The 26,054-nt window shown below is 67.6% G+C and carries 28 protein-coding genes and 1 pseudogene; 12 read left to right on the top strand and 17 right to left on the bottom strand.

Annotated features, from left to right (window positions below):
• Positions 1–6 precede the first annotated feature (6 nt).
• Positions 7–213 (bottom strand): hypothetical protein, encoded by a 207-nt coding sequence (locus Ari01nite_RS42960; RefSeq protein ID WP_239163497.1) that lies wholly within the window; start codon positions 211–213, stop codon positions 7–9.
• A gap of 285 nt (positions 214–498) precedes the next feature.
• On the opposite strand from Ari01nite_RS42960, the gene Ari01nite_RS42955 reads away from it, so the two are divergent.
• The 3 genes from Ari01nite_RS42955 to Ari01nite_RS50475 all read left to right on the top strand — a co-directional run bounded on the left by Ari01nite_RS42955 (position 499) and on the right by Ari01nite_RS50475 (position 2,390).
• A complete protein-coding gene (locus tag Ari01nite_RS42955) occupies positions 499–1,032 on the top strand; it encodes a Dps family protein (protein ID WP_203789661.1) in 534 nt (177 codons plus the stop codon).
• A 218-nt stretch (positions 1,033–1,250) separates the two neighbouring features.
• The gene (locus Ari01nite_RS42950) at positions 1,251–2,030 is read left to right on the top strand and encodes a sulfite exporter TauE/SafE family protein (RefSeq protein WP_239163496.1); all 780 of its coding nucleotides are present in this window, start codon (positions 1,251–1,253) and stop codon (positions 2,028–2,030) included.
• Between the two features lie 219 nt (positions 2,031–2,249).
• A complete protein-coding gene (locus Ari01nite_RS50475; protein ID WP_239163501.1) occupies positions 2,250–2,390 on the top strand; it encodes a hypothetical protein in 141 nt (46 codons plus the stop codon).
• A 132-nt stretch (positions 2,391–2,522) separates the two neighbouring features.
• Here Ari01nite_RS50475 and Ari01nite_RS51530 read toward each other — a convergent pair.
• The 3 genes and pseudogenes from Ari01nite_RS51530 to Ari01nite_RS42940 all read right to left on the bottom strand — a co-directional run.
• Positions 2,523–2,684, bottom strand: a pseudogene (locus tag Ari01nite_RS51530) (hypothetical protein); the annotation flags it as partial.
• Positions 2,605–2,805 (bottom strand): hypothetical protein, encoded by a 201-nt coding sequence (locus Ari01nite_RS50465; RefSeq protein ID WP_239163500.1) that lies wholly within the window; start codon positions 2,803–2,805, stop codon positions 2,605–2,607. The gene Ari01nite_RS50465 and the pseudogene Ari01nite_RS51530, both read right to left, overlap by 80 nt.
• 725 nt (positions 2,806–3,530) lie before the next feature.
• A complete protein-coding gene (locus Ari01nite_RS42940) occupies positions 3,531–3,803 on the bottom strand; it encodes a DUF3040 domain-containing protein (protein WP_203789659.1) in 273 nt (90 codons plus the stop codon).
• A gap of 824 nt (positions 3,804–4,627) precedes the next feature.
• On the opposite strand from Ari01nite_RS42940, the gene Ari01nite_RS42935 reads away from it, so the two are divergent.
• The 4 genes from Ari01nite_RS42935 to Ari01nite_RS42920 all read left to right on the top strand — a co-directional run bounded on the left by Ari01nite_RS42935 (position 4,628) and on the right by Ari01nite_RS42920 (position 6,734).
• Positions 4,628–5,428 (top strand): rod shape-determining protein, encoded by an 801-nt coding sequence (locus tag Ari01nite_RS42935; protein WP_203789657.1) that lies wholly within the window; start codon positions 4,628–4,630, stop codon positions 5,426–5,428.
• Between the two features lie 37 nt (positions 5,429–5,465).
• Positions 5,466–5,807 carry a TraR/DksA family transcriptional regulator gene (locus Ari01nite_RS42930; RefSeq protein ID WP_203789655.1) on the top strand — a complete coding sequence of 114 codons (342 nt, stop codon included), beginning with the start codon at positions 5,466–5,468 and terminating at the stop codon, positions 5,805–5,807.
• Between the two features lie 88 nt (positions 5,808–5,895).
• Positions 5,896–6,333, top strand: a complete 438-nt coding sequence (locus Ari01nite_RS42925; RefSeq protein ID WP_203789653.1) for an STAS domain-containing protein — start codon at positions 5,896–5,898, stop codon at positions 6,331–6,333.
• The gene (locus Ari01nite_RS42920; protein ID WP_203789651.1) at positions 6,330–6,734 is read left to right on the top strand and encodes a hypothetical protein; all 405 of its coding nucleotides are present in this window, start codon (positions 6,330–6,332) and stop codon (positions 6,732–6,734) included. The genes Ari01nite_RS42925 and Ari01nite_RS42920 overlap by 4 nt, the downstream gene beginning before the upstream one ends.
• Positions 6,735–7,022: 288 nt before the next feature.
• Here Ari01nite_RS42920 and Ari01nite_RS42915 read toward each other — a convergent pair whose 3' ends face one another.
• The 3 genes from Ari01nite_RS42915 to Ari01nite_RS42905 form a co-directional block, all read right to left on the bottom strand.
• The gene (locus tag Ari01nite_RS42915) at positions 7,023–8,057 is read right to left on the bottom strand and encodes a nucleotidyltransferase domain-containing protein (protein ID WP_203789649.1); all 1,035 of its coding nucleotides are present in this window, start codon (positions 8,055–8,057) and stop codon (positions 7,023–7,025) included.
• The gene (locus Ari01nite_RS42910; protein ID WP_203789647.1) at positions 8,054–8,881 is read right to left on the bottom strand and encodes a hypothetical protein; all 828 of its coding nucleotides are present in this window, start codon (positions 8,879–8,881) and stop codon (positions 8,054–8,056) included. Before Ari01nite_RS42910 ends, Ari01nite_RS42915 begins: the two co-directional genes overlap by 4 nt.
• Positions 8,882–8,986: 105 nt before the next feature.
• Positions 8,987–9,526, bottom strand: a complete 540-nt coding sequence (locus Ari01nite_RS42905) for a nucleotidyltransferase family protein (RefSeq protein ID WP_239163495.1) — start codon at positions 9,524–9,526, stop codon at positions 8,987–8,989.
• 260 nt (positions 9,527–9,786) lie between these two features.
• On the opposite strand from Ari01nite_RS42905, the gene Ari01nite_RS42900 reads away from it, so the two are divergent.
• Positions 9,787–10,383, top strand: coding sequence for an NUDIX hydrolase (locus tag Ari01nite_RS42900; RefSeq protein ID WP_203789645.1), 597 nt, complete (start codon positions 9,787–9,789; stop codon positions 10,381–10,383).
• On the opposite strand, the gene Ari01nite_RS42895 is transcribed toward Ari01nite_RS42900, so the two are convergent.
• From Ari01nite_RS42895 to Ari01nite_RS42855, 9 genes are all read right to left on the bottom strand, one after another.
• Entirely contained in the window at positions 10,361–11,248 is an 888-nt protein-coding gene (locus Ari01nite_RS42895; RefSeq protein WP_203789643.1) for a carbohydrate kinase family protein, read from the bottom strand. The two genes, Ari01nite_RS42900 and Ari01nite_RS42895, sit on opposite strands and share 23 nt — an antisense overlap.
• 75 nt (positions 11,249–11,323) lie before the next feature.
• Positions 11,324–12,136, bottom strand: coding sequence for a hypothetical protein (locus Ari01nite_RS42890; RefSeq protein WP_203789641.1), 813 nt, complete (start codon positions 12,134–12,136; stop codon positions 11,324–11,326).
• Positions 12,136–12,819, bottom strand: coding sequence for a hypothetical protein (locus Ari01nite_RS42885; RefSeq protein WP_203789639.1), 684 nt, complete (start codon positions 12,817–12,819; stop codon positions 12,136–12,138). The genes Ari01nite_RS42890 and Ari01nite_RS42885 overlap by 1 nt, the downstream gene beginning before the upstream one ends.
• Positions 12,820–12,821: 2 nt before the next feature.
• Positions 12,822–14,132 carry a formyltransferase family protein gene (locus Ari01nite_RS42880; protein WP_203789637.1) on the bottom strand — a complete coding sequence of 437 codons (1,311 nt, stop codon included), beginning with the start codon at positions 14,130–14,132 and terminating at the stop codon, positions 12,822–12,824.
• Between the two features lie 20 nt (positions 14,133–14,152).
• Positions 14,153–15,391, bottom strand: a complete 1,239-nt coding sequence (locus tag Ari01nite_RS42875; RefSeq protein WP_203789635.1) for a DegT/DnrJ/EryC1/StrS family aminotransferase — start codon at positions 15,389–15,391, stop codon at positions 14,153–14,155.
• A gap of 21 nt (positions 15,392–15,412) precedes the next feature.
• Positions 15,413–16,135, bottom strand: a complete 723-nt coding sequence (locus tag Ari01nite_RS42870; protein WP_203789633.1) for a dTMP kinase — start codon at positions 16,133–16,135, stop codon at positions 15,413–15,415.
• A 36-nt stretch (positions 16,136–16,171) separates the two neighbouring features.
• Positions 16,172–18,310: a B12-binding domain-containing radical SAM protein gene (locus Ari01nite_RS42865; protein WP_203789631.1), complete on the bottom strand. Its 2,139-nt coding sequence runs from the start codon at positions 18,308–18,310 to the stop codon at positions 16,172–16,174.
• Positions 18,311–18,448: 138 nt separating this feature from the next.
• Positions 18,449–19,282 (bottom strand): endonuclease/exonuclease/phosphatase family protein, encoded by an 834-nt coding sequence (locus tag Ari01nite_RS42860; RefSeq protein ID WP_203789629.1) that lies wholly within the window; start codon positions 19,280–19,282, stop codon positions 18,449–18,451.
• Positions 19,279–20,571, bottom strand: coding sequence for an aldo/keto reductase (locus Ari01nite_RS42855; protein WP_203789627.1), 1,293 nt, complete (start codon positions 20,569–20,571; stop codon positions 19,279–19,281). The genes Ari01nite_RS42860 and Ari01nite_RS42855 overlap by 4 nt, the downstream gene beginning before the upstream one ends.
• Positions 20,572–20,762: 191 nt before the next feature.
• Here Ari01nite_RS42855 and Ari01nite_RS42850 point away from each other — a divergent pair, with 191 nt between their 5' ends.
• The 3 genes from Ari01nite_RS42850 to Ari01nite_RS42840 all read left to right on the top strand — a co-directional run bounded on the left by Ari01nite_RS42850 (position 20,763) and on the right by Ari01nite_RS42840 (position 24,728).
• Positions 20,763–21,716, top strand: a complete 954-nt coding sequence (locus tag Ari01nite_RS42850; RefSeq protein WP_203789625.1) for an ATP synthase subunit B family protein — start codon at positions 20,763–20,765, stop codon at positions 21,714–21,716.
• Positions 21,717–22,380: 664 nt separating this feature from the next.
• Complete coding sequence (locus Ari01nite_RS42845) at positions 22,381–23,751, top strand: NsdA family TPR-like regulatory protein (RefSeq protein WP_498371180.1); 1,371 nt, start codon at positions 22,381–22,383, stop codon at positions 23,749–23,751.
• The gene (locus Ari01nite_RS42840; RefSeq protein WP_203789621.1) at positions 23,751–24,728 is read left to right on the top strand and encodes a phosphotransferase; all 978 of its coding nucleotides are present in this window, start codon (positions 23,751–23,753) and stop codon (positions 24,726–24,728) included. The genes Ari01nite_RS42845 and Ari01nite_RS42840 overlap by 1 nt, the downstream gene beginning before the upstream one ends.
• Before the next feature lie 187 nt (positions 24,729–24,915).
• On the opposite strand, the gene Ari01nite_RS42835 is transcribed toward Ari01nite_RS42840, so the two are convergent.
• Positions 24,916–25,302, bottom strand: coding sequence for a hypothetical protein (locus tag Ari01nite_RS42835; RefSeq protein WP_203789619.1), 387 nt, complete (start codon positions 25,300–25,302; stop codon positions 24,916–24,918).
• A gap of 459 nt (positions 25,303–25,761) precedes the next feature.
• On the opposite strand from Ari01nite_RS42835, the gene Ari01nite_RS42830 reads away from it, so the two are divergent.
• On the top strand, positions 25,762–26,054 hold a 293-nt coding region (locus Ari01nite_RS42830; protein ID WP_203789617.1), incomplete at its 3' end, for an alpha/beta hydrolase.

The following is a 26,054-nucleotide window of genomic DNA, read 5'->3' as shown; positions in this document are numbered from 1 at the left end:
GCGGCTTCACGCGGTGATCGTCCGTGCGGGCGGCGCCCGGTCCGCCGACCACGCCGGGACACACCCCGGGATCGCACGCCGGGTCAGTCGGAAGACTATGCACAACCCGATCTGCCGGGCGGCAGCCATGACCGTCAGCAGCAGGGCCCACAGCAGCAGCATCGGCAGCGCAACGTGCTGGCCGACGCCGCCGAAGCCGCGCCCGTCATGCATGACGGCCACCATAGCGGCCTGCCGCGGCAACGGCCACGACTCCACGCATGTCAGCCATCGCCCACCGCCGCAACCTCCCGATCGGTCCGTCACGTTGCTGGGCACCGGCAACATAGCAGCGTGTTCTTCACCTGCCGTCGCCGCTGTTCACCGGTCGGTTGCTGGCCATGATTGTCGTGGCGCTGCGGTATCAACCGCTGTTGCCGGACTCGCCGCAAGGAGTTGCCTGACGGCTCGTCGTGGGGAATGCGAGGCCGGAAGGAAATCATCGGAGGAGTGTGGGCAATGACGACGAGCACCCGCCATACGAGCGTTCCGGGCTACACCGTGCCCGGACTCAAGCCGGACACCGCCAGCGAGATGATCGTTGTGCTCCAAGTCCGTCTCAACGCGCTCAACGACCTGGCGCTCATCCTCAAACACGTCCATTGGAACGTCGTGGGCCCGCACTTCATGGCGGTGCACACCATGCTCGATCCGCAAGTGGACGCCGTCCGTGCCATGGTCGATGACCTCGCCGAGCGCATCGCCGCACTCGGCGGCTCTCCGGTGGGGACCTCGAGCGCTCTGATGGCCCAGCCCGACTGGACGGATTATCCGATCGACCGGGCGCATACCGGCGTGCATCTGGCCGCCCTCGATGTCGTCTTCACCAGAATCGTCGAGGCGCACAGAGCCGCCATCGATCAGGCCGGCAACGCTGACCCTGTCACCCATGACATGTTGATCGGGCAGGCCGGCGCACTGGAACAGTTCCACTGGTTCATTCGCGCCCACCTCGACTCTGACGCCGGCAGCTTGTCACCCACGACGTCATGAACCGCGAGGCGGACGCCCGGCGCGCCAAGACCTGACCCGGGCTGCCTCGGCGCCGTCCGCCACATGAGGGCGGCGCCGACCCGCCTCACCGTTCGCGAGCGTCCGTGTTCCGCCTTTCGGCGACGCCGTGGCCGGCAGCGGATCTTGTACGGTCGATCCGGCCCCGGCCGGTTCCGGCCACGCTCTACGCATCGGGGCCTACCGGAGGAGGCTCCACCGTGCTGGACCCCGCCACCATCGGTGATCTTGCGATTGCCGCTGTGGTTGCTGTCGTTGCGGGCGGCGTCAACTCCATCGCCGGAGGCGGCTCGCTGGTGTTGTTTCCAACGCTGATCGGTCTCGGCCTGCCGACCGTCTCGGCCAATGTGACCAACGCGGTTGTCCAGTGGCCCGGATATCTCGGCGGCGTGTTCGGATTCCGCCGCCAGCTGATTAGCCAACGGCGCCGCGTCGCGATGATGTCTGTCGTGGCTTTGGCCGGCGGGGCGGGCGGCAGTGTTCTGCTGCTGACCACCCCGTCGGCTGCCTTCAACGAGGTGGTACCCGTACTGGTTCTGCTGTCCAGTGCTCTGCTGGCCGTTCAGCCACGTCTGGCCCGGCTGCGGACCGAACGCGCCGGCAAGGATGCCGGCGCAAGACGGTCCCGTGATCCGGTCTGGCTCTATCTGGGTGTCCTGCTCGCCACCGTGTACGGCGGCTACTTCGGTGGTGCACTCGGTGTGATCCTGATCGCAGTGTTGGGTGTCGGCGTGGGTGACGTCCCGGTGGCCAATGCGATCAAGACAGCGTTGTCGCTGGTCACCGCGACTGTCGCCGCTGCCATCTTCGGCATCTTCGGTCCCGTGTCCTGGCCGTACTTCGCGGTCTGCGCCCCGGCCTCACTCGTCGGCGGGGTGATCGGGGCGAGGATCGCCGTTCGGTTGCCGGTAGTGCCACTGCGCATCTTCATCGTGGTCTTCGGCGTTGCCGTGGCGGCGTACCTATTCTGGCGGCTCTGATAGCCGCCTGACACGCGTCGGAGCCCGCATGGACGCTATGCAGGCAGGACAGCGCCTACGTCACCCCGCGGCCGGTAAGGGTTGCCGAGGCCAGTTCAGGGGCCCGTGCGCCGAGCACGGCGGCTCACAGGGTGAACCGGTGGGCAGGGGTCGGCCGGATCGTATCCGGTGAGGGCGTGAATGCATTCCAGGCGGTACGTCACCGTTCGGACTTGACACGTGGATGCGTTCGGCGGTCTCCGTAGCCACCGTGCCGGTGTCGAGGTATGCCTGCAGCGTGCCGACCAGCGGTTCTGCACCGCCCCGAGCACCGACAAGGGGCGTCAGCACGGCCTGGACGAGTTCGACATGGCCGGCTGATCGCGCTGCAGCACGCGGTAGATCAGCAAGCGCGGGCGAAACCACGGCGGTGGGCACACGCCGCCGTACGGCCATGGCGATCGCGTCACGAGCTTCCTCGTAGGAGCGCGCGATGCCGTACAGCCCGATATGAGGCCGGCCGACCGCAATGCGCCACGGGCGTCCGAGCCGATCACGCCACCGAGGTCGGAGTCGCCGCGCAGGAGGTCGTCGATCAGTTCCCGCCGAATGTCTCCTCGCGGCGGACCAAGTCCCGGCGAGCGATAGCGTATCCCTCGGCCAAGGTCGCGACAGCGTCATCCACGACCTGAAGCACGGCGGCAGCGGCGGCGCGTACGACCTCACCGTCGTGGCTGCGCACGACGACCGGCGACTCCTGCCACCACCGGCGGGCCGCGGCCAGGTACGGCTGCACCCCCCACCAGCCGAGATACCGCGCTCGGCGGCCGCGCGGCTGAGCGCCTCCACCGCCTCGAACTCGGCGCGTTTCGGTTTACGGTCAGTGATGGCGGCGTCGGTCAACAGCGGCACGAAGTCGCCGAGCAACGACATAGGTATACAGCCAGCATCGCGGCTGGCCCAGCGCCGGCACCAGCGAGCCGCTGCCCGTCGGCGTCGCCCGCTGGAATCGGCGTGCACCGCCGTATGTCACCTTCGCACCCCCCGAACTCGCGAAATATCCGCCGTCGTCTCGGATCGCCAATCAGGGTCGCGTTAACGTTCGTCTTTGACGGCGGTCCGGACGGATCAGCGGCGGCACGGACACCGTCTGCCGGGCAACAGTTGATGATCGCCAGTCCCGGGACCGCCACTACGACCAAGCTGGCCGGGCGCTTGCACGCCGGTATCGCTGAGTGTCGTTTCCGAAATTTCGATGAGCCGCAGCAAATGCGACCCAGCCAAAAGATCGGAGTGAGGCTGCGCTCGGAGCCGAGATCGGTCCTGGGTGGAGCAGCGCTGGGAAACCCGCCTGGGCAGTCGAGCAGTCGCCTGACCGAAAGACAGGTAGGCGGGGTGCGGCTGACTCGCGGGTGCCCGACAGTATGGTCGACCAGGGCGGCATCGCCTTACCGGCTGCAAACATCTGCTGGCTGGCGCGGGCCTGGATCCCGGACCGCTTCGTTAACGCCACGTGCGGCCTCAGCGGCGAGAATCGCCCTCGGCTGCCCACGCGCCCATGCTGAGACACGCAGCTGTCAACGCGATCACAGCTATCCAGCCGCTACTGAACAGTATGGCCAGACATGCGGCCAAGGTCGCCGCCGCGAGCCAGCCGACCGAGCTCAACTTGTACCGGCGCACCGGCGAGCGGCCCGGTCCCGCACCGCTGATGCGGCGGGCAAACGACGGGTCCTGTGTCCGCAGTCCCCGTTCGATCTCGGCCAGCTGACGCTGTTCGGCCTCGCTGAGCATAAGACGCTCCTCCTGCACTGGTGAATGTTCCGCCCTCCGACGCCACGGCCCTCACCGTCGCCGGAGGTGCCCTGTCATCGGTAACAAACATGGCGTTTCGAGAGCATCGATAACAGGATCGATGGACACTAATCGTCGATGTCTAACTTGCCGAGGCCCGGCAAGCCATCGGGCCGAACGCAGCGAAGGAGGTCATCACCGACCCTCGCCGAGTTGCCATGCGAAGACGCTCAACCGACGCCTGGTCGTCCCTCGCGTCGCCCAGCAAGAGCGACTTCTACCGCTACCGCATAACTCTCGAAGCGTCTTCAGCGAACATCTGCCGGACGGGCCCTGCCGCTCACTTGGTGCTGCCTAGTCGCCCGTCTGCGGCACAACGGGAACCGCTCGCCCGTGAGCCGATAACTTGCCGGTCGTCGGCAATGACCGGACGCGTTCTTCGCCGATACCTCCCGCTGCACGGCCGCCGATCGGCGGCGACGATGGTATTTCGACGACACGACTACAGATCAAGGGGGCGACGATGACGGCAACGACGGTGCAAGCCTCGGCCGAGCGCCTCCATCCGGAGCGGCCGCAGCTCGCCTCGACCAGGCCAGCCGCCGCCGCCTTTCCCGCATCGTGGATTCCCTTCGTCAGCCGCGCCACGCCTGGAACCGGTTTGCCGTGCACACCTACCCCGGCAGGCGCACATCGATGGCAACCACACGAGACCGTCCGCTCCCAGCCGTAACGTTCACCCACCGCGATTCGGGCAGCCGCTTGCACTCGTGACGTTGTCCCTTCCCACTCAGACCATTCAAAGGAAAAGGATCGGTGTAACCGTGCCCGCGAACCTCACGTCATCGCCTTTGGTGACCGAACAGCCCTGCGGCGCAGGCGGGACACAGGCTGCCGCGCCGACGGCCGTGGCGGTTGATCTGGGCAGCAGCGCGGTCGGTGTGTGGGCGACGCACCGCGGCACCGTCAGCGGACCGAGCGGCGACGCCTACGCCTCCGCCGGCACCCTGGTCAGGCGCGGCCGCATCGTCGACATCGAGGGTTGCGCCGCCCTGCTCTCACAACTAATCCGTCGCTACCGCGAACCGGTACCGGAGGGCGGCGTGGTCGCGGCGTGCCGGCCGGTCTCGTCCAGCGAAGCCGACCAAACCGTGATACGGCGCGTACTCGACGCGGTATTCGCGCCGTCGCGCATCGTGTTCATCGACACCGTTCGCGCCGCCGCGATCGGTTCCGGGGCCGCCGCCGGCTCCCTGCTGATCGCCGACCTCGGCGCCCAACTGACCGAAATCGCATTGCTCCAGGACGGACACGTTTTCGCCGCCCGCCGAGCCGAGATCGGCACCCGCGACCTCGTCCGCGGCGCCACCGTCGACCTGATCGTCGACGTCGTCGCACGCCACATCGCCGACATGCGCGGGTCGACGGATCCGTCCACCATGAACGCCGCGTTCACCCGCGGCATGCTGCTGGTCGGCGACGGCGCCGTCCATCCCGAGCTGCCCATGGCCCTTTCCACCACGCTGCGCCTGCGCGTGCACCGCGCCGCCTCCCCGCGTACAGCGGCACTGAACGGTGCAGGCCTGGCCGCCATGTCGCTGCTACGCCACCCCACCCAATCCTGACTGAAGCTCCGGCCCGCAGACCTCCCGGAGGACACCAATGATCATCGCACCGCACCACACCGAAACCGCGCCGGACCAGCCCCTGGAGCTGCTACGCACCATGCTGGAGGAACAATTCGTCCTCCAAACCCGCCGGCTCACCGAACTGACGATCTACGGACGGCTTCCCGGCCACGCCGGCTACGACCCAAACACACTCGACATCCTGACCACCTCAGCCCGGCAGGCGATCGCCGACACCGCACAGGCACTGCGCCGTATGACCGAAGGAACCTACGGACGCTGCGAACAATGCCAGCGGCCGATTCCCCTCGGCCGCCTGCGCGAAGTGCCACACGCCCGGTACTGCACCCGCTGTCACCGCCATCGCGGCTCATGACCTACCGCGCGAGCAAACGTGTTCACCACCGCACGACAGCCTTCCGCCGCCCGCGCATCGACCACGGGACACCCGGGAGTTGAGACCGGTGCACATCTCGATCACCAGCATGAACCCGGCCAGGAGCCGGCTCCTGATGCGCCTCACCGGCGACATCGACCTCGCCGTAGCGGACCGCCTCCGTCTGGCCCTGACCACCACACTGGCCGCTAAGACGGTCAATGAGCTACTCGTGGATCTGTCAGCAGCGACGTTTCTCGACTGCACCGGGGTCACCGCACTGCTCGACGGCCGCCGAGCTGCCCTCGGCCTGTCCAAGCGTTACGACATCACCGGTGCCAGCGGAACTGTACTGCGCGTGCTGCAACTCACCGGCGTCCTTCCCGGCCTCGCCTACACACCTCCCCGTGCACGCGGCAGCAGAACATCAACGGTGGCGGCCCGTCCGCCTGCCAACGTCTCGCGCGGACAGCAGAGCGAAAGAAGAGCTGTCACCGCGACCGACACAAGGAGAACGACAGAATGAACTCGCTCTGGATGTCGTTCTCGAGCCGCGCCGATGACGCCAAAGTCCGCGAATCAGCTCAGACATTCACCGAGACCTGGCTGGCCACGCCGCTCATCGAGGAAGTCCAGCGAGTGATCATGGAACTAATCAACGACACCCTCACCCACAACCCCGAGGGTGGCGAGCTGATCATCAGCCGACGCGACGACACCATCCTGATCGAAGTGCTTGACCGCGGCACCCGGCATGGGCCCTGTGTCCTGAACCTAGCCGGGAGAAACGCCGCCCCGGCTGCGGCAGCTCTCCCCTTCACCCGAGGCATACACCGCCTGAGCCTCGGCAGAGTGACATGGGCAGAAATGTCGCTCCACCAACAGCAGACAGAACCCTCAGACCTCTCGTCTGAACACGTCACGTAGTCATATCGGATCATCGTGTTCGAGTTTTGCACAATAGCGACGATGCAACGTAAGCCGCGGTTCGTCGCACCCAACCTGCAGAGGCAGCACGTCTAGAAGGACCGGACGACCTCGACCACATCACCGACATCGACATCGACATCGGCTGCACGGATCTGTCCCCCTCCGCAGAAGTGCAGGTTCCTCTGGGGTTGTCGATGAGAAACCAAAGTGAGGGCAGGCCGTCCCCACTATCAATTGTTACGGTGAGCAACTCAGAGTAGGGACACAGGCTGCGGGCCGGAAGTTTTACAACACGATCGTAGTTGACAGGGAAAACCACGGCGCGCTGATCGAGCTGGTCGTCTTGCCGTCCAAGCCGCGTTTCGTCACCACCACGGCGTCGGCATACGCCGCCTCAAGGCTGGTGCCGGCAGGGGCGAACAGATGCCGCGGCACCGCGGCGAACGCTGCCGCCGTCCCCGGCCGAGTGATCCAGCCCTTACCGCTTAGATGATCGACCAGTTGCTGCCGGGCATCCTCTGCCGTCATCGGTTCCGGGACCAGACTGGTGGACACGGTGACCTCTTTCGTGAGTGCGGATATGACGTCCAACAGCCGGTCAACCGCGGCGACCGCCTGCTGCGGAGCCGGACTCAGCATCGGCAGGCGCGTGCGCTGCAGCTGCCGGAGCTCGTCGACGCGGTCGATATCAGGGATTCGCAGCTGGCGGCAGATCGCGGCCCGGCGTGGCTGGTCGCCGCGCGCGTGGTATTTGCCGGCCAGTTGGACCCACATGAGCATCGTGGCAGGGTCCTGGGGGTCCGAGCCGGTGCCGTCGGTCGCCGGGCAGCGGGTGAGCAGGTCCAGCAGGTCCAGGGTCGAGTGGGGCAGACGGTCGTGCTCGAACAGCACCCGGCCGCCGGCCGGCACCGCCACCGTCGTGACCGGCCACACATACAGGTCCACCAGCACCGGCAGCCCACCCAGATCGAGGCACACCGCCAGGTAAGCGCCCCCACCGGGCGCGTTCCGTGGTTTCGACCGCCGGTACAGCACGGAGCCCGGCAGCTCCAGGCCGGTGAACGGATCCGCGAGCAGATCCTGCGGGATCGGTACCGTCACTGCCACGATCAGGTCGACATCGCTGAACGCGTCCGCCTCGCCCCGCCCGAGCGAACCAACGAGAACTGTGCCCCGCACGCGGCGATCCGCGCGCAGGACCGCGGTGGCCTCAGCTAACCAGCTGTCGCGGGCGGCGACCGTCGCGATGAACGCATCAGCCTGGGCTGCAACACCCATCGGTCGCCGCGGTGCTGGTGGCGGTTGCGTGTCGCGGCTCATACCGGTTCACCTCCGTTACCGGCGGCTTGCTGCCGCGAGGACTCTCGGGACTGGTACCCGGCAGCCTGCAACGCGTACGGCGTTGCGAATCGGCCGCCGGTCGCGATCAGCTCGGCGTGACTGCCCTGGCCTTCCAAAGCCGCCTTCACCCGATCGGGTGTCGGGCCATCGGAGAACCACTGCACCAGCAGACGCTGCGTCGATAGCAGCCCGAACGTCGACATCGACCCGGCCACCGTCGCCAACGCCACCAACGCCACCAACGCCACCAACGTACGCAGCCGATCAGCCCACCAGCTGAGTACGATCACCTCGTGTACCAGCGTGGATAGCTCGGCGAACACGCCGAACACGACGGTCTCTGCCCGGCGACTGATCCCCACCTCCCAATTCGTGGCACGTAACTCAGGCTGCACCGCCACGGCGGCCGAGCCAACCTGGTGCCGAACCTGGCCTTCCACCGGTGTCTTGCTCGGCGCGGCGCTCACCTGCGTGTCCCGTCGCGTGCTCCGTGCGTGCCCGAAGTCCAAGGTGATGTGTCCCGATGCAGGCGTCGGCCGGTCATACAACAGCCATACCGGCCGCAGGAGCCCGGCCGCGACACGGCACGCCCGATCCGTCGCCGAGGCGGGCAATGTATCGCCTGTGCGAAGGACCCAGCCGTATCCCACTAGCACCTCCATCTGCTGGGACGCTTCTCGATGCAACTTCGATCGATGCCGGCGAGCAGGTTGGTGGCCGAGCATCGCGGCGACGTCTTGCCACCGCCAGATCAGCGGACGTGCCATTCGTATCGCCGGCGCCCGTGCGTCGTGCAGCGTCATGTGGTTCCTGCACAGTCCGGCGTTCCGGCGGGCATCTTGTCCGCTTCCGGCCGATGATGGCAGTTCGTGCGATGACGACGGCGAGTGACGCCGGGGTTGGATTCATTACGCCAGGTCCGTTTCTGGAGCTATCACGGAGACGCTGGGCCAACGCCGCTGGGGCTGCTGGCGGGCGAGTCTGGCCAGCGACTGGGCAGCAGAAACCCTGCGAGGATTACGTCGCCAGACGCCGTCGAGCAGGTCGTCGACACCGAACGGGGCACAAATCTCGATGGCGTCATGGGGTCTGAGTCGCGCGGCGACGGCGGTGGCGGTTTCCGGCCACGTGCGCACGGCATCGTGAATCGATGTCAACGCAGGGACCGGGCCTCCGCCGAACCGGTCGGGATACCAGGTGTGCACGGCGGCCTGGTTCTTGGCCTCCCACGGCACCTCGGGCCAGCGTCGGTACAAGTCCCCGGTGACCGAGTCATCGTTGCCGGCGCTCAGGTCACCGAGGTCGAAGTAGGCGATGTCCACATCACGGACTCGGCCGGGCACGAAACCCCATCCGTAAACCTGATCCCAGACGAGGTCACGCAGGACTCCGGCACCCACCCAGGCGTCAGGGATATCCGCTTCCCGCACCACCTCAAGGACACGCATGATCCAAGGCTGCGACCGCATCAGATCGGTCAGCGCCTCAACCCTTGCGGTGCCGCACGGTTGGCCCGTCACCGCTGACGCCAGACCATGGCGAGCGCGGAATCCTTCACGTCGGCTCTCCCCCACTGCACCGATGAGTGAAGCCCGTACCGTCGTCGACGAATTGGGGTGACACGCGGCGGTGGTCTCTCGCTCGTCGGCGACGCAAACGGTAGCGTCGCCTCGTCTTGGCTGGAGCCGTACTTGGCACTGGAGGTTCGATGGCGCGCGATGATGGGCCCCGCAAGATCGTCGAGGATCTCGTCTCCCGAGTGCCGCCGCTCGATGAACAAGAGCGGCGGGACCAGGCTGACATTCTGGCCTGGGTGAGGTCCGGCGCGCCGCTGTTTCGGACCCTTCCACCCATGACACCGCCGCAGCACCTGGCCGTGTACTTTGCCTTGTTCGATGAGGCAAACCGCGCGCTGATGCTGGTGGATCATGTAAAAGCCGGTTGCTGGTTGTTGCCGGGCGGACATGTCGACGACGGAGAGGATCCGCGGGACACGGTCGTACGTGAGGCGCGTGAGGAGCTCGGTATCGACGTCGGGTTCCATGAAAGATTTGGTCACCGGCCGTTCTTCCTGTCGGTGACGCAGACCCGCGGGCAGCATAGCCATACCGATGTGACCTTCTGGTTCGTGTTGCGGGGTGACCGCGCCCAGGCGATGACGCCTGATCCGGGCGAGTTCCGGGGCACCGCCTGGTTCGGACTGGATGAGCCGGTCGACTGGGCGGCGGCTCATTTCGATCCGCACATGGCACGATTCGTGGACAAGTTGAGCGCTGCACTGGTCACGAGCGCATCAGCGCGATGATCTCGTTGTCGCGTGGTAGCGGGCCGTCGAGTGATCGGGTACACCAGAGGCTGCCACCGGCACAGGCGTAGTCGAGGCTTTTGACGAGATCGTCGCCGCGGGTGCGGCTATGGATCAGTGCCGCCGAGAAGGCCGCACCGGCGCCTTGCACTTGGCGGACCGCTACGGCTTTGGCAGGTGTGTAAATGACGCCGGCGTCGGCGCTCGCGGAGACCGCTCCGCGCCGGCCTGCGGTGACCACGGTCAGTTCTGCGAACTGCATTGCGTGCAGCGTGGTAAGCAACCGGTTCGCGTCGGCTTCGTCGTTTTCGTCGGCGTTTGTTTGGAGCACGGCCGCCTTGCGGCCGGCAAGGGTGCTGGCAAGCCACGGCGGCGGTGGTGAGCCGCCGAGATTGAGGACCAGTTCCGAGCCTCGGTCGAGGGCTGCCGCGATGACGGGTCGCGGTGCTTCGCCAAGGACCTCGTAACAGTCGACGTACGTGATCGCGGTGGGGTCGAGCGCCGCGCCGTCCAGGGCCCCGATGATTCCGCGCAGCCCGGAGAACCAGGTGCGGCTGCCGGCCGCATCGCAGACGACGATGTTGACCGGTGTGTGGTCGGGTAGCCGTCGTCCCGTGGTGCGGTGGACTCCCCATCGGTGAAGCCGCTTGTGTACGTGCATGCCAGCGGGGTCGTCGGCCACGTTGTTGCTGGCGAGCGTGACGTCGTGTCCAAGCGCACTGAGAAGTCCGGCGACGAGCGGGCCGTCGCCGGCGATGAACTGGTCGGTGTCGATGACCTCGACGCCGTAGTTGAGACGCGGGTAGGTCTCGACATACAGCGTGTGGACGCTGGCGAGGTAGCTGAAGCAACCGATGGTCGCCAATGTGTGTGTCTCCTCGCGGCTGATCGGGGTGTGCGCTGACACCCGCGACGGCTGGACGGCTTGGCGACGTCCCTGTTAGCCGGTGAGCTTGACGACCAGTTGCAGGGCGGAGTGGTCGGTGAGTTCCTGCAAGCGTGGTGCGTGATCGTAGGCGCATGAGGTCACCGCGCTGGTGTCGGCGATGAGGACGTGGTCGAGGCGCTGAGAGCCGTAGCGCGAGCTGATCCAGCTGTGGTCTGTGCCGTGAGCGTGGCAGTTGCGGTAGGCGTCGTGCAGGCCGAGGTCGATCAGCCCGCGGTAGAAGTCGTAGTCGTGGTCTTCGAAGTTGGGCAAGTGTGGCTGATGGTCGGGCTCGACAACGTTGAGATCTCCGGTGACGCAGAGTTGCGGGTGCAGGATGTCGGCGAGGTAGGCAGTGAACTGCTGTTGGAAGTGGCGACGACGGTGGCTGCTGTCTGGTGTCATACCGTTGGTGGGTGCGTAGACGCCGACGAGTCGGATGGTGCCGCCGACCGAGTTGAGGTCGACGGCGGTGATCCGGGGATCGAATCCGGAAGGTTGTACGGCGTCGAGGCGGAAGCCTTTGGCGGCGACGATGGTGTGGAATCGCTGGTCACGCCAGCCGGGTGTTGTCTGCAGGCGGTAGCCGTGGGCGTCGAGGGTGGTGCGGATCAGGTCGCAGGCAGGGCCGGCCTGGACCTCGGTCAGCACGAGGGCGTTGCACTTGGTGTCGGCGAGCCAGTCGACGAGGCGCCGGGCTCGGGCCGGGCTGGGGCTGTTGATGTTGAGGGTGCATAGGCGCAGCTCGGTGTCGGCGACGCGGTCGTCAACCGCGGGTTGGATGCCGAAGCCGGCGAAGAGCATGCCCTGCATGGCGTCGTCGCTCATTAGCCCTCCGTGGCCGTGGTGTTCGCGGTGGTGAGTGCCCGGACCCGGGCGATCGTACGGTCGAGGTGGTCGGGGCTCATCTGTTTGCTGGCGCGGGTCTGCGGAGTCTCTTGGGCGGCGCCGTACACCCAGAACGATCCTTGCGCTTTGTCGAGGATGAGGAAACGGTCCTTGGCAGCGGGGCCGCGCAGCAGCAGAGAGATGCTGTCGGCTTTGGCCTGCACGGTGTGGACGCTGGTGTGGTGTAGGGCATAGGTGGAGCCGACGTGTTCGACTCGCTCGAGGATGGGTGTCAGCTGGTCCGGGTCGGTGTCCTCGGTGAACTGGTCGTCGCGGCCGTAGACGCGGTGCAGATAGCTGCCGCGCAGGATTCGGCTGGCGAAGGGCCACCGGTGGTTGTGCGGCCGGTCGAAGTAGCCGGGCCGGTACAGGTGCACGCGCAGCCGGATCTGGTGATCGGGGCTGTCGTAGAGGACGAGTTTGTCCATGAAGTCGTAGCCCTCGCACATCGGCCGCAGGTGCATGTCCGTGCCGAGGTTCTCCAGCAGGACGTCGAGCAGGCCGGAGTTGCCGCCGACGGCGTCGAAGATCGCTTCGGCGGCGGGGAGGATAGAGGTGGTGTCGTCCCAGTTGACGGCGTCCAGGTTACGGAAGGTGGGGTGTGGCACGGCGATGTCAGCCATGGTCAGTTCCTTTCGAAAAGGGTGGCGCTGCAGGTGTCGAGAACACGCTTCAGATGGGGGTGCAGGCGGTAGTACTGGCGCCCTGGCCCTTGCGGGGTTCCTGGCGGAAGCTGCCCGGTGGCGGCGACGTGCAGCGTGACGGCGCGCAGCAGGTGCAGCTGGGCTTGTTTGACGCGGCCACGCAGGGTGGTGGCAGGCCCGTACGGGACCGTCTGAGTGGCGAGGACGTCACCCTGGTCGACGGCGGTCGCGGCAAGGTGCAGCGTGCATTTGACGGGGTGGTTGTTCAGCACGGCCCAGCCGACGGCATCCATCCCGCGGTACTGCGGCAGGACACCGTTATGGGCGTTGACGACGCCGAGCCGGGCCTTGCGCAGCACTGTGGCAGGAACGATCGGCATGCCGATCAGCACGACCAGGTCGGCGCGGTGGCAGTCGAGCACCGTGGCGACGTCGTCCCAGCGATAGGCCGTGTGCTGACTTAGGCCGGAGATCGCCGCGCCGGAACGGCGCGGCGGCGCGGCCGCAGGCGCCTCGGGCGGATACCAGGCACTGACGTAGGCCGATTCCTGCGGGATGGCGTCGGTGGGGGCCTCGTACCAACAGACGGCGGCGACCGGTGACGGGGTCGGCAGGTCGGCGAGGAACTGTTGTGCTCCGCCGGATCCGGCACCCGCCAGCACGACGATGGACGGCGCGGCGGCCGGCGTTGTGGCCGGTGTCGGCCAGGCGGGTGCGGGTGCCGCCGTCGACGCGGGCGGCGGGAACTTGTTCAGCCGGTCCGTGAGGTGTTGCGTGGCGTCGCTGATCCGGTGCGCGGTTCCGGCGAACAGCCTGGCGACCGACGGCCAGCCGTCGCCGGCCGCGGTCGGTGAGCATGCCCAGACGGCGCCGAAGAGTTTGCAGGCGGCGTTGAGGAATCGCAGGTCCCCGCACGCCGATGACAGGAGGGTCCACCGGTCGGCGATGGCGAGCCACACCCGGGCCCGGGACGGGTCCAGGCTGCGCAGCCGGCGCGACACCGGTGGGCGCCAGAGTCCGCAGACCTCGACGGCGTGCAGTAACGCCAGATCGGATTCGCCCGGTTCGCCGATGGTCTGCGTTGCCGGTGCGGGCCGTGTCCGGTCCAGCAACCGACCGTCGTCAACGGGTAGCTCAAGGCGCCACACCTGGTGTTCGTAGGCTGCGGCGGCGATGTCGAGGGGCGGGAACGCCGGTGCCGGGTCGGCGGGGGTGCCGGCGACGGTGGCGAGACCGGCGAGGGTGAAGTCACCGTCGAGCTCGCGGCGGATGGGGAACCGGGGTAGCTGCATCGGGGTTGACGTTGCCATGATCATGCCGCGACGGCGGCGCTGACCTTGATCAGCGTGGCGAGGTAGCCGTCGACAAGCGGGTCGTCGCCGGGATACCCCCATATCGGAATCTTGATGAACGAGTCCTGGAACCGTCGCACGCCGGGCAGGTCCGGGTTCGCAGGGGTCGTCGTGACGCGGCGGTACGGTGCGTGGGGATCAGTGCGGGCGAATAGGGGTTCGGCGCTGATGTCGTGGGTGGAACCGGGTACGTCGACCTCGATCGCTCCTTCGGCCAGGCAGAGCTTGACGAACTCGTTGCGGGCGACCGTGGCGTTGGCGGCGTTGAACTGCAGGCCGATCACGTAGAGGCCGTGGCGGCCGCGGTCGGTGGGTACGACGGCGGTGGTGATGACGGGGTTGCCGGCGAGGCCGGTCGTGAGGCGGTCGAGGATCTGCCGGCGGCGTTGTTCGATCTGGCCGGCGCGCTGGAGTTGGTGGAGCCCGATGGCGGCGGCGAGTGGATGCATGCGGTGCTTGAGGCCCATGCCGGTGTACGCGAACGGGTAGTAGTCGGCGTCTGGGTCGATCTCGGTTTGGCAGCGTTTGTTGTAGTGGCCGAACAACAGGGCGAGGTCGCGGTATCGGTGATCGTTCATGGTGAGGACGCCGCCTTCACCGGTAGTGATCGCTTTCTGGTTGGTGGAGTACACGGCCATGTCGGCGAGGCTGCCGACGTGCTGCCTGTCCCAGGCCGCGAAGTGGGCGTGGGAGCAGTCTTCGAGAAGCAGCAGGTCGTGTTCTCGGCAGAACGCGGCGATGCTGGTCATGTTGCACGGGTTGCCCCAAATGTGCGTGACGATGACGGCGCGGACGTTCGGGTGCAGTTGCGCGGCGAGGGTGTCGGCGGTGACGTTGCCGTATTCGTCGGCGTCGGCGAAGCACACCTGGATTCCCTCGAACGCGAACGGTGTGGCGGTCGCCAGGAACGTGTACGCAGGTGCGATGACGGCGTCGCCGGGGCGTAGCCCGGCGACGCGGCTCATGGCGTGGATGGCGGCGGTGCCGGTGGCGAACGACACCGCGTACGTTGCGCCGACGAACGCGGCGAACGCCTGCTCGAATTCCCCGATCACCCCGGAGGCGTCGCGGTCGGACAGGGAGCGCCGGGTCTGGTCGATGACGGCCCGTTCGAGGTCGGCGTCGACGGTGGGCCATTGGTAATGCGGGCCGGGCACGTCGACGGTGGGCGGCCCGCCGTGGGCGGCGAGGATGGACACGGTATTGCCTCCTTGGAACAGTCAGGATCGGCTGGCGGCCGGTCGCCGGGGACTGGCGCGGAGCTCGGTGAGGATCGGGTTGATGGCAGTGACGCAGTCGTCGACGGTGGAGCTGGCGTCGAGCGCGAGGGTGCGCCAGCCGTGGCGGGCGGCGAAGGTGAGCAGGTTGTCGAGGCCTTGCTGCTGGTAGTGGATGAAGGTGTCGCGGCCGAGTTCGGCGTAGCCGGCGTGCATGCCGAGTTCGGCAGGTCGGAAGCGGGCTTGGCGGCGGTCGTAGAGCGCGCCGATGTCGGCGGTCAGCAGCAGAACCGCGTCGGGCATGCGGATCCGGCCGAAGATCGTCTGCAACTCGTTGTCGGTGTATCCCTGTAGCAGCAGCTTGGAGAAGAACTTGTGGGTCCAGCCGTCGACGATCACGTCGTAGCCGGCCGCCAGCAGCGGCTGTATGACGGTGGTGGCGTGGGCGGTGAACCAGGCGGCCTGCGCGGCGACCCAGAACGCGTCCGGCAGGTCTCGGGCGTCCCCGCTGTGCCAGAGCACGGTCGACAGCTGACTCATGATGCGTGCGGAGTAGTCGGAGGTCGCCGAGATCTGTCGGCGTCTGACGAACACCAGCCGCTGTCCGTGGCCGGCGCCGTCGAGGCGGGCCACAGCAGCGGTGTAGTCGAGGTCACCCAGCCGTGCGGCGAGCGTCGACTTGCCGACGCCGTCCGGGCCTTCCAGAGCGATGAACTTTCCGGGCATTCGTGCCTCCCGCGTTCGGTTCTCGGCGTGCTGGTTTCAGGTTCCGCACGGGTCGGCGGCGTTGATGAGCCGCCAGCCCTCGGTGTGCTGCCAGCGGTGCAGCTCGTGCCGCAGGACCGCGGCGGAGTCCGGCGGCAAGTGGTCAAGCAGTGCTTCGACCGTGGCGGTCATGCGGTCGTCCAGTTCAGCGGCCTGCTCGTCCATGACCGCGCGCAGCCGGTGTTCGAACTGGTCGGGGGCGTCGCCGAGGGTGCTGGCGTCGATGAGGCCGAGCATGGCGGTCAGTAGGGCGAAGGCGGCGTCCTTCAGAACGACGCGGGCGTGCCGTACGTGGTGGCGCGGGGCCCCGTCGAGGATCTTTTCCAGGCTCTTGAGGGTGTAGTCGAGCGCGAAGTGTCGGTCGATCCACAACTGGGCGTTGCGGGAGCAGACGCCGATGCGCCAGTCGGCGAATCGGGCGTCGATGCGTCCGAGGGCGGGCCGCGCCGGGCCGGCCAGTCCGGCGGTCTGCACCCTGCGGGTGTAGGCGGCGCCGGTCAGGCACTCCATCGACACCAGCATGTAGGAGATCGCGGTGTAGAACGGGCGACCCGTGCTGTGCTCGGCGACGAACGCCTCGTCGCGGACGCCGTCGACGATGTCGTCGATGCTCAGCTGCGGCAACGGGTGCAGCAGCAGGTCGGTGCGGGCCTGGAAGCTGTGTGTGGCGGCAAGCTCGCCGGCGTTCATCAGCTGGTCGAAGGTGATGTACGTGAATCGGGTGGGCACGCCCAGCGCCGACAGTGTGCGGATGGCCAGGGCGTTCTGTTCGGCGGTGGTTTTCTTGTTGAACCGCTCGAGGATCGAGGTGACGCCCGACTCGACGCCGAACAGCATCCGGCGCAACCCGTGGGCGACGAGGTGACGCCACATGCCGGCCCGTTCGGCATGCCATGTCCGGTCGTGGCTCGGGTCGGCGACCTGGTCGACCCGGCAGGAGGATTCCCAGCGGAACCCGGCCGCGTGGATCGTCTCGGCGAGCTCCTGCACGCGGGCGACGGCGTCTGGGCCGGCGCCGACGACTTCCTCGTCGACCAGGTACAGCGTGCGGGAGAGCGCGGGGTGGCGGTCGAACACCGCACCGATCTCCTGCAGAATCCAGCCGAGCCGGTTCGGGCTGCCGCCGGCCCAGGTTCCTTTGTGCCCGCGTGGGCAAAACGAGCAGAAATTCGTACACCCGCGGGATGCCTCCAGCTGGGCGACACCGCGCTTCTCCAAGGTCGCGTCGAGCAGGTCGAGCTCGGGCAGGAAGTCGGTCTGCGCCCGGTTGGCGACCCCGGCCGTGCGTTGCCGACCGATCACCATCCCGCCGCCGCGCGGCGCGCCGCGATAACCGATGCCGCGGATCTCCGGCAGACGCAGGTCGTCGTGGTAGTGAGCGAGCACGTCGGCGATCGTCGGTTCCCCGGCACCGCGGGCGACCAGCAGCTGCGGGTACCGATCCAGCAGCAGCGCTTCATTGCGGGCGGTCAGGCTACCACCGGCGACGACCAGCGGCGGTGTCGGCAAGTCGTACAGGTGGTCGATCAGCTCGGTCATCAGGTCATGCTGGCCGAACGTCGCGGAGACGCCGACGATGTCGGGCTGCCAACCGTGCACCGCGGCCCGGATGTCGGCGAGGCTGTCGCCGAGCTGCATGTCCATGAGACGGACCTGGCCGAGCAGACTGGCGCGCGCCGCACGGGCAACGTCGGAGATCGCCAGCGGGAACCTCGGCAGAGGAAACCACTCAGGGTGATAAAGCGCCACCAGCAGCAACCGCGGCCGCAAAAGCCGGGTGACAGCATCGCTGGTCACCGTGGCCGACGACAACCAATGCTGCGGCCGCTGCACGGCAATGCGGTCGGTTGTCCATGCTGGCCACTGTCGGGTGGCGTGCGGTTGTCCGGACAGATCCGCGACGGTCCAGCCGCCGCCGGCCGGGTTCTCAGCGATCAACAGGCGGCGGTCGAGCGTTCCGGTAACGGCGAACCGGCCGGGCAGCAGCGAGGCGAGAGCCGCCGTCAAGGCGGGCACGTCGGTCAGAGGCAACCGGTCCAGCCGCGTCGTCTCCTCCATTGTCGGGTGCAGACCTGTCGTATGCGTGATCGCCTGCAGCAGTCTGCCGTGGTCGGTCGCAGTGGCGGTGGCCAGCATGCGGGCACCTCCCGGGGCCTGGAGAACAACAGCAACCACAAACTCTGGAAACCGTCACTCTCTGTAATATTGGATGGGCGTGTGGGGGCACGGCGGGACCGACTCGGCGGTGCCGTCGAGGCGTTACTTGCGGGCGTGTCAGGCGGTCGGCGCCGCCCAGACGAGATCGGCGGACAGGGCGGAGTGATCGGACAGGCCCAAGCTGCGCGGGTGGTGCACATAGCGACAGCCGGACACGGTTAGGTCCTGGACAGTTGTGCAGAACATGTGGTCGAAGCGGTAGCCCGCTCCGGAACGCCCGATCCAGGAATGCTCGGTCCGCTCGGGGTGGTGCAGGCGATAGACGTCGGTGAAGCCGGCATCGGCGAAGCCGCGGTAGAACTCGTACTCCCAGCGGCCGAACACCGCGTGATGAGGCCGGTGTCCGGGTTCCACCACGTTGAGATCGCCGGCGACGATCACCGGGACGTCGGGCGGGAACGCGGCCTCCAGGCGTGGCAGCAGCGCGGTGACAGCGGTCTGGAATGCCCGCTTGTCGACGTTGCGGCGGGCACGCGGCCCTCGTGATGGGACGTACAGGCCGACGAAGCCGAACTGCCGTCCTGCCGGATGGGAGACGATCACGCCCGCAGCCCGGTGCGGGAGGTAGGTAGCGTCGAGGGACGTCACCTGTAGATCTCCGAGGCGGGTGGCGAGCAGAATCCGGTAGTCCTTGCCGCCGCTGTCGGTCAGATGGACGCGGTATCCCCGGGCGACGAGCGCCTCCGCCATGTTCTGCCCGGACGCTCCGGCCGCCACTTCCGTCAAGACGACGACATCGGTGTCGGAGCGTTCCGAGATCCAGTCGGCCTGGCGTGCGCCGCGCGCCGCGCTGGCGTGCTGGACGTTCCACGTCAGGACTCCCAGCGCCGGCCGCCGCGCATCCGGCTCTTGACATGGCGGCTCCGGCGTCATCGCCTCGGCGCCGATCACGGCGCTGCCTCGGTGCGCGCGAGTTCGTCGGCGAAGACCTCGCCGCTGGCATCCAGCGTCGCCTGGACGCGCGACATGATTTGCCTGGCCGCGTCGATCGTCGCCGGGTCCGGGGGTTCGCGCAGGCAACCGAAGTCCATGTCGGCCTGCTCGACGCTGGTGAAACCGACAAGGACCGCGGAGTGCGCGGACCGGCTGAGACAGGACCACAGCGCGATCCGGACCAGGTCCGCCGTGTCCGGTCCCGCCACCTCACGCAGCTCGTCGATTCCCGCGCCGATGACCGCGGCAGCCTGCGGCCCGAACCAGCGCTTACGGCCGCGGTGGTCGCCTCGTCCGAAGAGCCGCTGCCGACCAGGTCGGTAGCTTCCCGTCAGCAGGCCCTGTCCCAGCGGCTTGTTGATCAGAACGCCGCATTGGTGCGCATCGGCGAGAGCGAAGATGCCGGCCGACCGGTCGGCCGGTGTCAACAGGTTGTCCCGCACCGCCAGGACGTCCGGCTTCACCTCGTGGAACAACCCGCGAAAGCGAGCGATCTTGTCGCCCCGCAGATGCGGCTCAGTGGTGAGCCGGTCCAACGCGAACCGGTGCGGGCCGCGCATCCCGACCGCCCGCACCAGACCCTCCGCCTGGAAGTCACGCATAGCCGCGATAGCGCCCGGCAGGTAACGATCATCCGGCCCGAAATCCTGATGGTGCAGGAAATAGATGTCCAGGAAGTCGACGCCCAGGTTCAGCAGGCTCTGTTCCAACTGATGCCGCATGTGGCGCGGCTCGTAGCCGTGCGCCGCCGTCCCGCAGAAATAGCCGACCTTCGAGGTCAGCACCACATCGTGGCGGGGAACCTGTGCGACCAAGCCAGCCAGACGCCGCTCGGAGCGGCCGTGCCCGTACACGTCAGCGGTGTCGAACAAGGTCACTCCGCGCTGGAACGCCCGCTCGAGAGCAGCCAGCGCGGTGGCGTCGTCGATCTCGGCCCAGCCCATCGGCATGCCCAGGTTCTCGTCCGGGCCACCCAGCGGCCAGCACCCGGCGCCCAGCCCGGACACTCTGATCTTCGTGCGCCCCAGCGTGCGCTGCGGCATCCCGCTCTTCGTGGCCCCCGACGGCTGTGGCGACGGCAGCGAGTCATCCGGCCGTGCTCGACCCGCGTCACCCGCGACCATGACCACCTCACCTTCCTCCGTGCGTCCGATCGGCCGCGGCTGTTGGCGGACGAGATCCACCAGCAGGGGCTGACCAGTACGCTGCTGGTTGACATGGGAAACGACCCCGCCGGTGTCCGGCAAGTCCGTCGGACGTTCCCGCCAGGGCTACCTACAACATCGCTGCTCAGGCCCACTCCGGCGATCCGGCGAGGACGCCCGAGCCCGGTACACTTCCGGACATCACCGGACGCCCAGAACACCCACGCACTGCGGCCGCCGACGCGGGCGTCGATCCGACCACCGCCGGGTCGATCGCCGAACTCGCCGCCTGCATGAGCAAACTTCGCGCCCAGGCGGAAATCTCCTATCGAGACCTCGAGCAATGGGGAAACCGCCACGGCACACCCATGCCGCGCAGCACCATGGCCGACGTCTTCGCCGGGCGCCGCCTACCGCGCAAACACATTCTCATAACCTTCCTGCGAGCCTGCGGCGTCGACCCGCAGAACGACACGCGTTGGCTCGCCGCGTGGTCGCAGCTCGTCGCACAACCAACCGCCCGGCAGGCGAACAAACCCGCCGACCGGCCGGACACCGCACAGAGGTCCGCGCAAAGCATCCTCGACGAAGCCCTCGCGATCCGAGCCGCTGCCCAGAAAGAGGCCGCCGAACTGCGGACAGCGGCACGAGAGGACATCGCCCGCCTGCGAGCCGAAGCCGAGCTCGCGACCCGCCATGAACGTGAGCTCGGCGCCAAGCTGGCCGCTGACATCCGGGACGCCGGCCTGCTGCGCGTCGGCACCAACTATCTCAACGAGCTGGAATGGCAGGAACTCTTCGCCGGCGCCCGCCAGCTCGACATCTTCGTGGCCTACGGACAGACCTGGCGTAACCTCCACGCCCGTCATCTGCACGACCTCGCCGCCCGCCCCGAAAGCCGGATCCGCGTCTTCCTGCCCGACCCAGCCGACGAAACGACCCTCGACCTGCTCGCCGACCGGTTCAACATCACCCGCGACGAGATGCGACGGCGGATCGAAGCCACCCGCACCGACTACGAACTCCTGCGCCGACCGGACGGGGCCGACGTTGAGATCCTCTACCGACCCGGCGATCGGCTGTACTCGTTCTACCGACTCGACAATGTCGCGGTCCTCGGCCTGTACAGCCATAGCCGTAGCCGAATGCCGGCCATCCCAGTTCTGGTTTGCCGCGCCCCCGGTAGCCTCTACCAATTCATCGCTGACGAGCTGCCCAAAATCGAGCAGCAAAGCCGCCGGCCATGAGCCACGAACGCGTGCCCCCTCGCCGATCAGCCGCGGCAGGCACGCCGCGGTGTAGGCGCGGATGGCACCCATCAACAGCTGCCTTGTCCGGGAAGTGATGCCCACAGCAGGACGCCGGCAAGCATCCGCGGGCAGGACGGGGGCTGCCGCAGACATGGCGGTCTCCAGGACAGCTTCGGCTGCGGTGCGGCCTTCAGGCTGCCGACCCGGCTGGTCACAACGTGCCGGAACTCGAAGCCAGTCCGCGTGATCAGCGGCAGCTGCGCGGTCCTGGTGCCCCGGGCTCAAGTGCAGCGCGTCAGCCGGCATGTCGGCCTGCGAGACGCTGGTCGACAAGCGGGCAACGGTGGTCCGGGTCGTCATGACGATGATCACCTCCTTCAGTAGCAACCGACGCGGCCGAGGCCCGGCGGAGCACGGCCCTGCCTGTGCCGGCGCGCTCCCTGCCGTCTCGGTCTCGCTGAGACGGGCAATGACTGCACACCGCTCACCGTCGCGTGCTCGGAGTAGCAGCTTCTAGGCCACCGTGATGACCCACCCAGGGCCGCTCACGGTGAGACGGCTCCACCGCCCAGGTCAACGCCACGGGTGCAGACAACGAGCGATATGAGCGCTACCGTGTGCAACGGAGACGGTGAAGCGAACGACGCGGCGAGGTGTACGGATGCACGCTGCACCGCCCCGCGCGACGCGGATCCAGGTCGCCTGGGCCTACGTGGAACATGACGGTGTGCCACTGCGAGACCGACTCGCCCGCCATGACCTTGCCGCTGTCTTCGGCTACCTCAAAAGCATTGGGATGTCCTGGGCGAAGATCGGCGCTGCGGTCGACCTGACCGCCAGCCGGGTCAGCGAGATCGCGCACCGCAAACGAATCGCCACCGAGTATCGCGTCCTGGAACGCATCGCCACGGGACTCGGCATCCCCCGGCACCTGATGGGACTCAGCCACGCCGAAGCCCACGGCCCAGAAATTGCCCCGCCAACTACCAGGGCAGCTCCCGTCGACACCCACGAGTTGCTCGCCGCCGTCGCCGGGATCGCGGTCGGCGCCATCCCGGCCGCCGTGCACCGCCTGTTACCGACCATGCCGCGCACATCGGCACCCGCCGTCGTCACCGCTGCGGAAGTCGACACCGTCGAAGTGATCACCACCGTGCACCGGCGCCGCGACGCCGTCGCCGGCGGCGGCGCCTGCCTCGCCTCCGCGCGCGCGTACGCCGCGTGGGCCACCCGGCTGCTCGATGCCGACGGGCTCACCGAAACCCTCGGGCTCCGCCTGCACACTGCGTTGGCGGACCTGCACAACCTTGTCGGCTGGCTCGCCCACGACCTCGACGACCACCACACCGCGCGCCGGCACCTCACCCAAAGCCTCGTCTACGCCCGCACCGCAGGCGCGCTCCCGCTGCTGGCCAACGGCTACTACCGGCTCGGCCGCGTCAGCCTCCACCAAGGCCGCGCCCAGGAAGCCCTGCACCTGTTCGGCCTCGGTCAACTCGTCGCCCAGCAGTCCGGCTGCCACCCCAGCGTCGCCATCCTGCACACCAACACCGCCTGGGCCTACGCCCTACTCGGCCAGGAAACACAAGTCTCCGACCATCTCGTCCGGGCCCGCGACGAACTCGCCCAAGCCGACCCGCGAAGCGCGCCCACCTGGACCCAGTTCGCCCTCGACCCCGCCGATCTGCACGGCATCTCCGCCGTCATCCACACCGAACTCGCCCGCCACCCCCATCACCACCACCACGCCGACACCGCCCTCGAGCACGCCCACCACGCTGTTGCCCTACGCCAGCCTCACGACCAACGGTCCAGGATCTTCGACCAGATATCCCTTGCCGCCGCGAGTATCCTCACCGGTGACCTTGCCGCCGGCGGCCGGCACGCCACCACCGCCGTCGACCTCGCGGAGAATGGCATGACATCAGCACGCGTCACCGACCGGCTTGACGCGCTCTGGGCCCTGGTCAGCCCGCACCACGACGAACCCGAAATCGCCGCGTTCGGCCAGCGAATCAACGCACCACGCTGATGTCGACCACCCTGTCCACCCGGGTCGCCGCCGACCTCCACCAGCACCTCACCGAAGTCTGCGCCGTCGCCGGACTCCCCGCCGACAACGCGGTCCTGATCAAGTACACGATGAACGCCGTCTACCGCATCGGCAGCTACGTCGTGCGCCTCAACCACGGTGAACACGCCCGCCGACTCGCCCAGACCACCACCGCCGCAGTACTCACCCTCACCCGCAAGGGCGTGCCACTGATCGAACCGGCCACCGACCTCACCGACAAACCGATCTGCACCGGCAATTGGGTCGCCACCGTCTGGAAATACGTGCCCACCGTCGACGCCGACCCCCTGCCCATCGACCTAGCCGTCCCACTGCGGGCGCTACACGCCATCAACGACCTCGGCATTCCCCTGCCCACCTGGGATCCAATCAACAAATTCCGGCGGCGGATCAGCAACGCGGCAGCACACACCGGTCACGTCGCAGCCGAGATCGACCAATGGGCCCGAACCGAACTCAGCATGCCCGCCACCCGACTCATCGACATCCTCTACGGGTGGTGCGATGACCTCCACACCGAGCTAGCGAACATCGACTGGCACCTACCCCCAGGCCCCACCCACGGCGACGCACACACCGGCAACCTTCTCCTACGCCAGCACCCACGCCGACCAAGTCCCGATCCGACCGCACTGATCTGCGACCCCGACGGCCTCTGCAACGGCCCACGCGAATGGGACCTCCTCCCCACCGCACACGGCACCACCCGCTTCGGCCGCCCGCGAGCCGACTACGACACGTTCGCCGCCGCATACGGCTTCGACCTGCTCACCTGGACCGGCTGGCCAACCCTGCGCCGCCTCCGCGAAGTTCAAGTCGTCACCAGCGTCATCGATACCTTCCCCGGCCGCCCGGCACTCGCCACCCAACTCGCGCTCAGGCTCCGATCGCTGCTCAACGAGGACACCACGGCCATCTGGACGCGATACACCTAGGCGTAACTCTGGCGGCTTGTGGTGGCCCCTCCGGACGGCCTGCGGTGGCCACCGTGGTCGAGACGAACGATGGTGTGAGGGCTTGATTTCGCCCCCAGCCGGCCTTCCAGCAGAGTCCCCGATCAGCTACGGCGTGTTAGCTACGTGGGGCGCGGCCGACCGAGAACACCGAAACTGAAGTCGACCGTCAGCACCCTGCGTCGCCGGCATGAGAGACGGTTAGCTCGATGCCGTAGAGGTCGTTCGGCTCCTCGATCATGCCGGGCAGGGTGAGGTCGCTGGGGAAGTTCACGCTCAGATACGCCGTAGTGCCGCCGACACCGTCGATCTCTTTGTGGAAGCAGGCAACGGCGGCCGAGATGACTAGGCCGGCCGAGGGGACCGGGGTCGAGTTCTCTCCGTCCGCGTGCCATCCGTCGGCTGCAGCAGCGGCGCGGTAGAGCGAGATGATGCTCTCGCGGTCTAGCCTAATTCGGTATTGCTGGCCGGCGCCGATCAACCCCATACCGCTGGCGAGAGCACGAATCGAGACGCCTCGCCGGTGGTCCCGACGGATCACCTCAAAAAACTTCACGAGCGAACTACAGCCCATTTCACCAGTTCAGCCTAGGCCCGTAGGTACAGGCAGACCGGACCGGTCATACAAATACCGGTCGACCGGATCCCAGGCCAACATGGCGACTGCCGGCACCGACCCTCGCCGTCAGCACCACAGCACCGTCTGCGTGGCGCCAGCCACCGAAGGAACCGATTGAGGGAACCCGCGCACATGGGCAGGGTCCGCCCAGCCTTGCCTCTCCAGGACGGCAGCCTCCTGGCTGTTCAACGTGCCGGCCTCGATCGCCCATTCGTGCCCGGTGTTCACGGCCGAATTCAGTCGCTAGGCTTTCCGTCACGATTCACGCCGTTTGGAGGGCACGACGTGCTCGGTGAGAGCTCCTCGACAGTTGCCATGAAAGCCGTTGGCTTTCGAAGCCTTGACGGACTTCGGCTGGCTGGCACGTTCGTGGCGCCGATGAGGCGTCCTGAGGCGGTGGCCGTGTTGGTGCACGGTGGCGGCGTCACGCGGGACGAAGGTGGCTACTTCTCGCGTCTGGCCGAGGGGATGTCGGCTGGGGGTATTGCGTCTTTGCGGTTCGACCTCCGCGGCCACGGGGAGAGCGAAGGCCGTCAAGAGGACCTGACGATCTCGGGCGTGCTCAACGACATCCGCGCTGCGGTGGCATATGCCCAGGAGCTTGCCCCTGCCGTGCCGGTGCATCTGCTAGGTGCCAGCTTCGGCGGCGGCATTTGCGCCTATTACGCAGCTGCACATCCGGGCACGCT

This window comes from Paractinoplanes rishiriensis (assembly GCF_016862375.1).
Lineage (GTDB): Bacteria > Actinomycetota > Actinomycetes > Mycobacteriales > Micromonosporaceae > Actinoplanes > Actinoplanes rishiriensis.
The sequence above is the reverse complement of the archived record's forward strand: the minus strand, read 5'-3'. Positions and strand labels throughout refer to the sequence as shown.

Excerpts from the sequence above, each read along its gene's own strand:
- Ari01nite_RS42960 (WP_239163497.1), bottom strand. The coding sequence starts at position 213 with ATGCATGACGGGCGCGGCTTCGGCGGCGTCGGCCAGCACGTTGCGCTG.
- Ari01nite_RS42955 (WP_203789661.1), top strand. The coding sequence starts at position 499 with ATGACGACGAGCACCCGCCATACGAGCGTTCCGGGCTACACCGTGCCC.
- Ari01nite_RS42940 (WP_203789659.1), bottom strand. The coding sequence starts at position 3,803 with ATGCTCAGCGAGGCCGAACAGCGTCAGCTGGCCGAGATCGAACGGGGA.
- Ari01nite_RS42930 (WP_203789655.1), top strand. The coding sequence starts at position 5,466 with ATGATCATCGCACCGCACCACACCGAAACCGCGCCGGACCAGCCCCTG.
- Ari01nite_RS42920 (WP_203789651.1), top strand. The coding sequence starts at position 6,330 with ATGAACTCGCTCTGGATGTCGTTCTCGAGCCGCGCCGATGACGCCAAA.
- Ari01nite_RS42915 (WP_203789649.1), bottom strand. The coding sequence starts at position 8,057 with ATGAGCCGCGACACGCAACCGCCACCAGCACCGCGGCGACCGATGGGT.
- Ari01nite_RS42910 (WP_203789647.1), bottom strand. The coding sequence starts at position 8,881 with ATGACGCTGCACGACGCACGGGCGCCGGCGATACGAATGGCACGTCCG.
- Ari01nite_RS42905 (WP_239163495.1), bottom strand. The coding sequence starts at position 9,526 with ATGCGTGTCCTTGAGGTGGTGCGGGAAGCGGATATCCCTGACGCCTGG.
- Ari01nite_RS42900 (WP_203789645.1), top strand. The coding sequence starts at position 9,787 with ATGGCGCGCGATGATGGGCCCCGCAAGATCGTCGAGGATCTCGTCTCC.
- Ari01nite_RS42890 (WP_203789641.1), bottom strand. The coding sequence starts at position 12,136 with ATGAGCGACGACGCCATGCAGGGCATGCTCTTCGCCGGCTTCGGCATC.
- Ari01nite_RS42885 (WP_203789639.1), bottom strand. The coding sequence starts at position 12,819 with ATGGCTGACATCGCCGTGCCACACCCCACCTTCCGTAACCTGGACGCC.
- Ari01nite_RS42880 (WP_203789637.1), bottom strand. The coding sequence starts at position 14,132 with ATGCAGCTACCCCGGTTCCCCATCCGCCGCGAGCTCGACGGTGACTTC.
- Ari01nite_RS42870 (WP_203789633.1), bottom strand. The coding sequence starts at position 16,135 with ATGCCCGGAAAGTTCATCGCTCTGGAAGGCCCGGACGGCGTCGGCAAG.
- Ari01nite_RS42865 (WP_203789631.1), bottom strand. The coding sequence starts at position 18,310 with ATGCTGGCCACCGCCACTGCGACCGACCACGGCAGACTGCTGCAGGCG.
- Ari01nite_RS42850 (WP_203789625.1), top strand. The coding sequence starts at position 20,763 with ATGAGCAAACTTCGCGCCCAGGCGGAAATCTCCTATCGAGACCTCGAG.
- Ari01nite_RS42845 (WP_498371180.1), top strand. The coding sequence starts at position 22,381 with ATGCACGCTGCACCGCCCCGCGCGACGCGGATCCAGGTCGCCTGGGCC.
- Ari01nite_RS42840 (WP_203789621.1), top strand. The coding sequence starts at position 23,751 with ATGTCGACCACCCTGTCCACCCGGGTCGCCGCCGACCTCCACCAGCAC.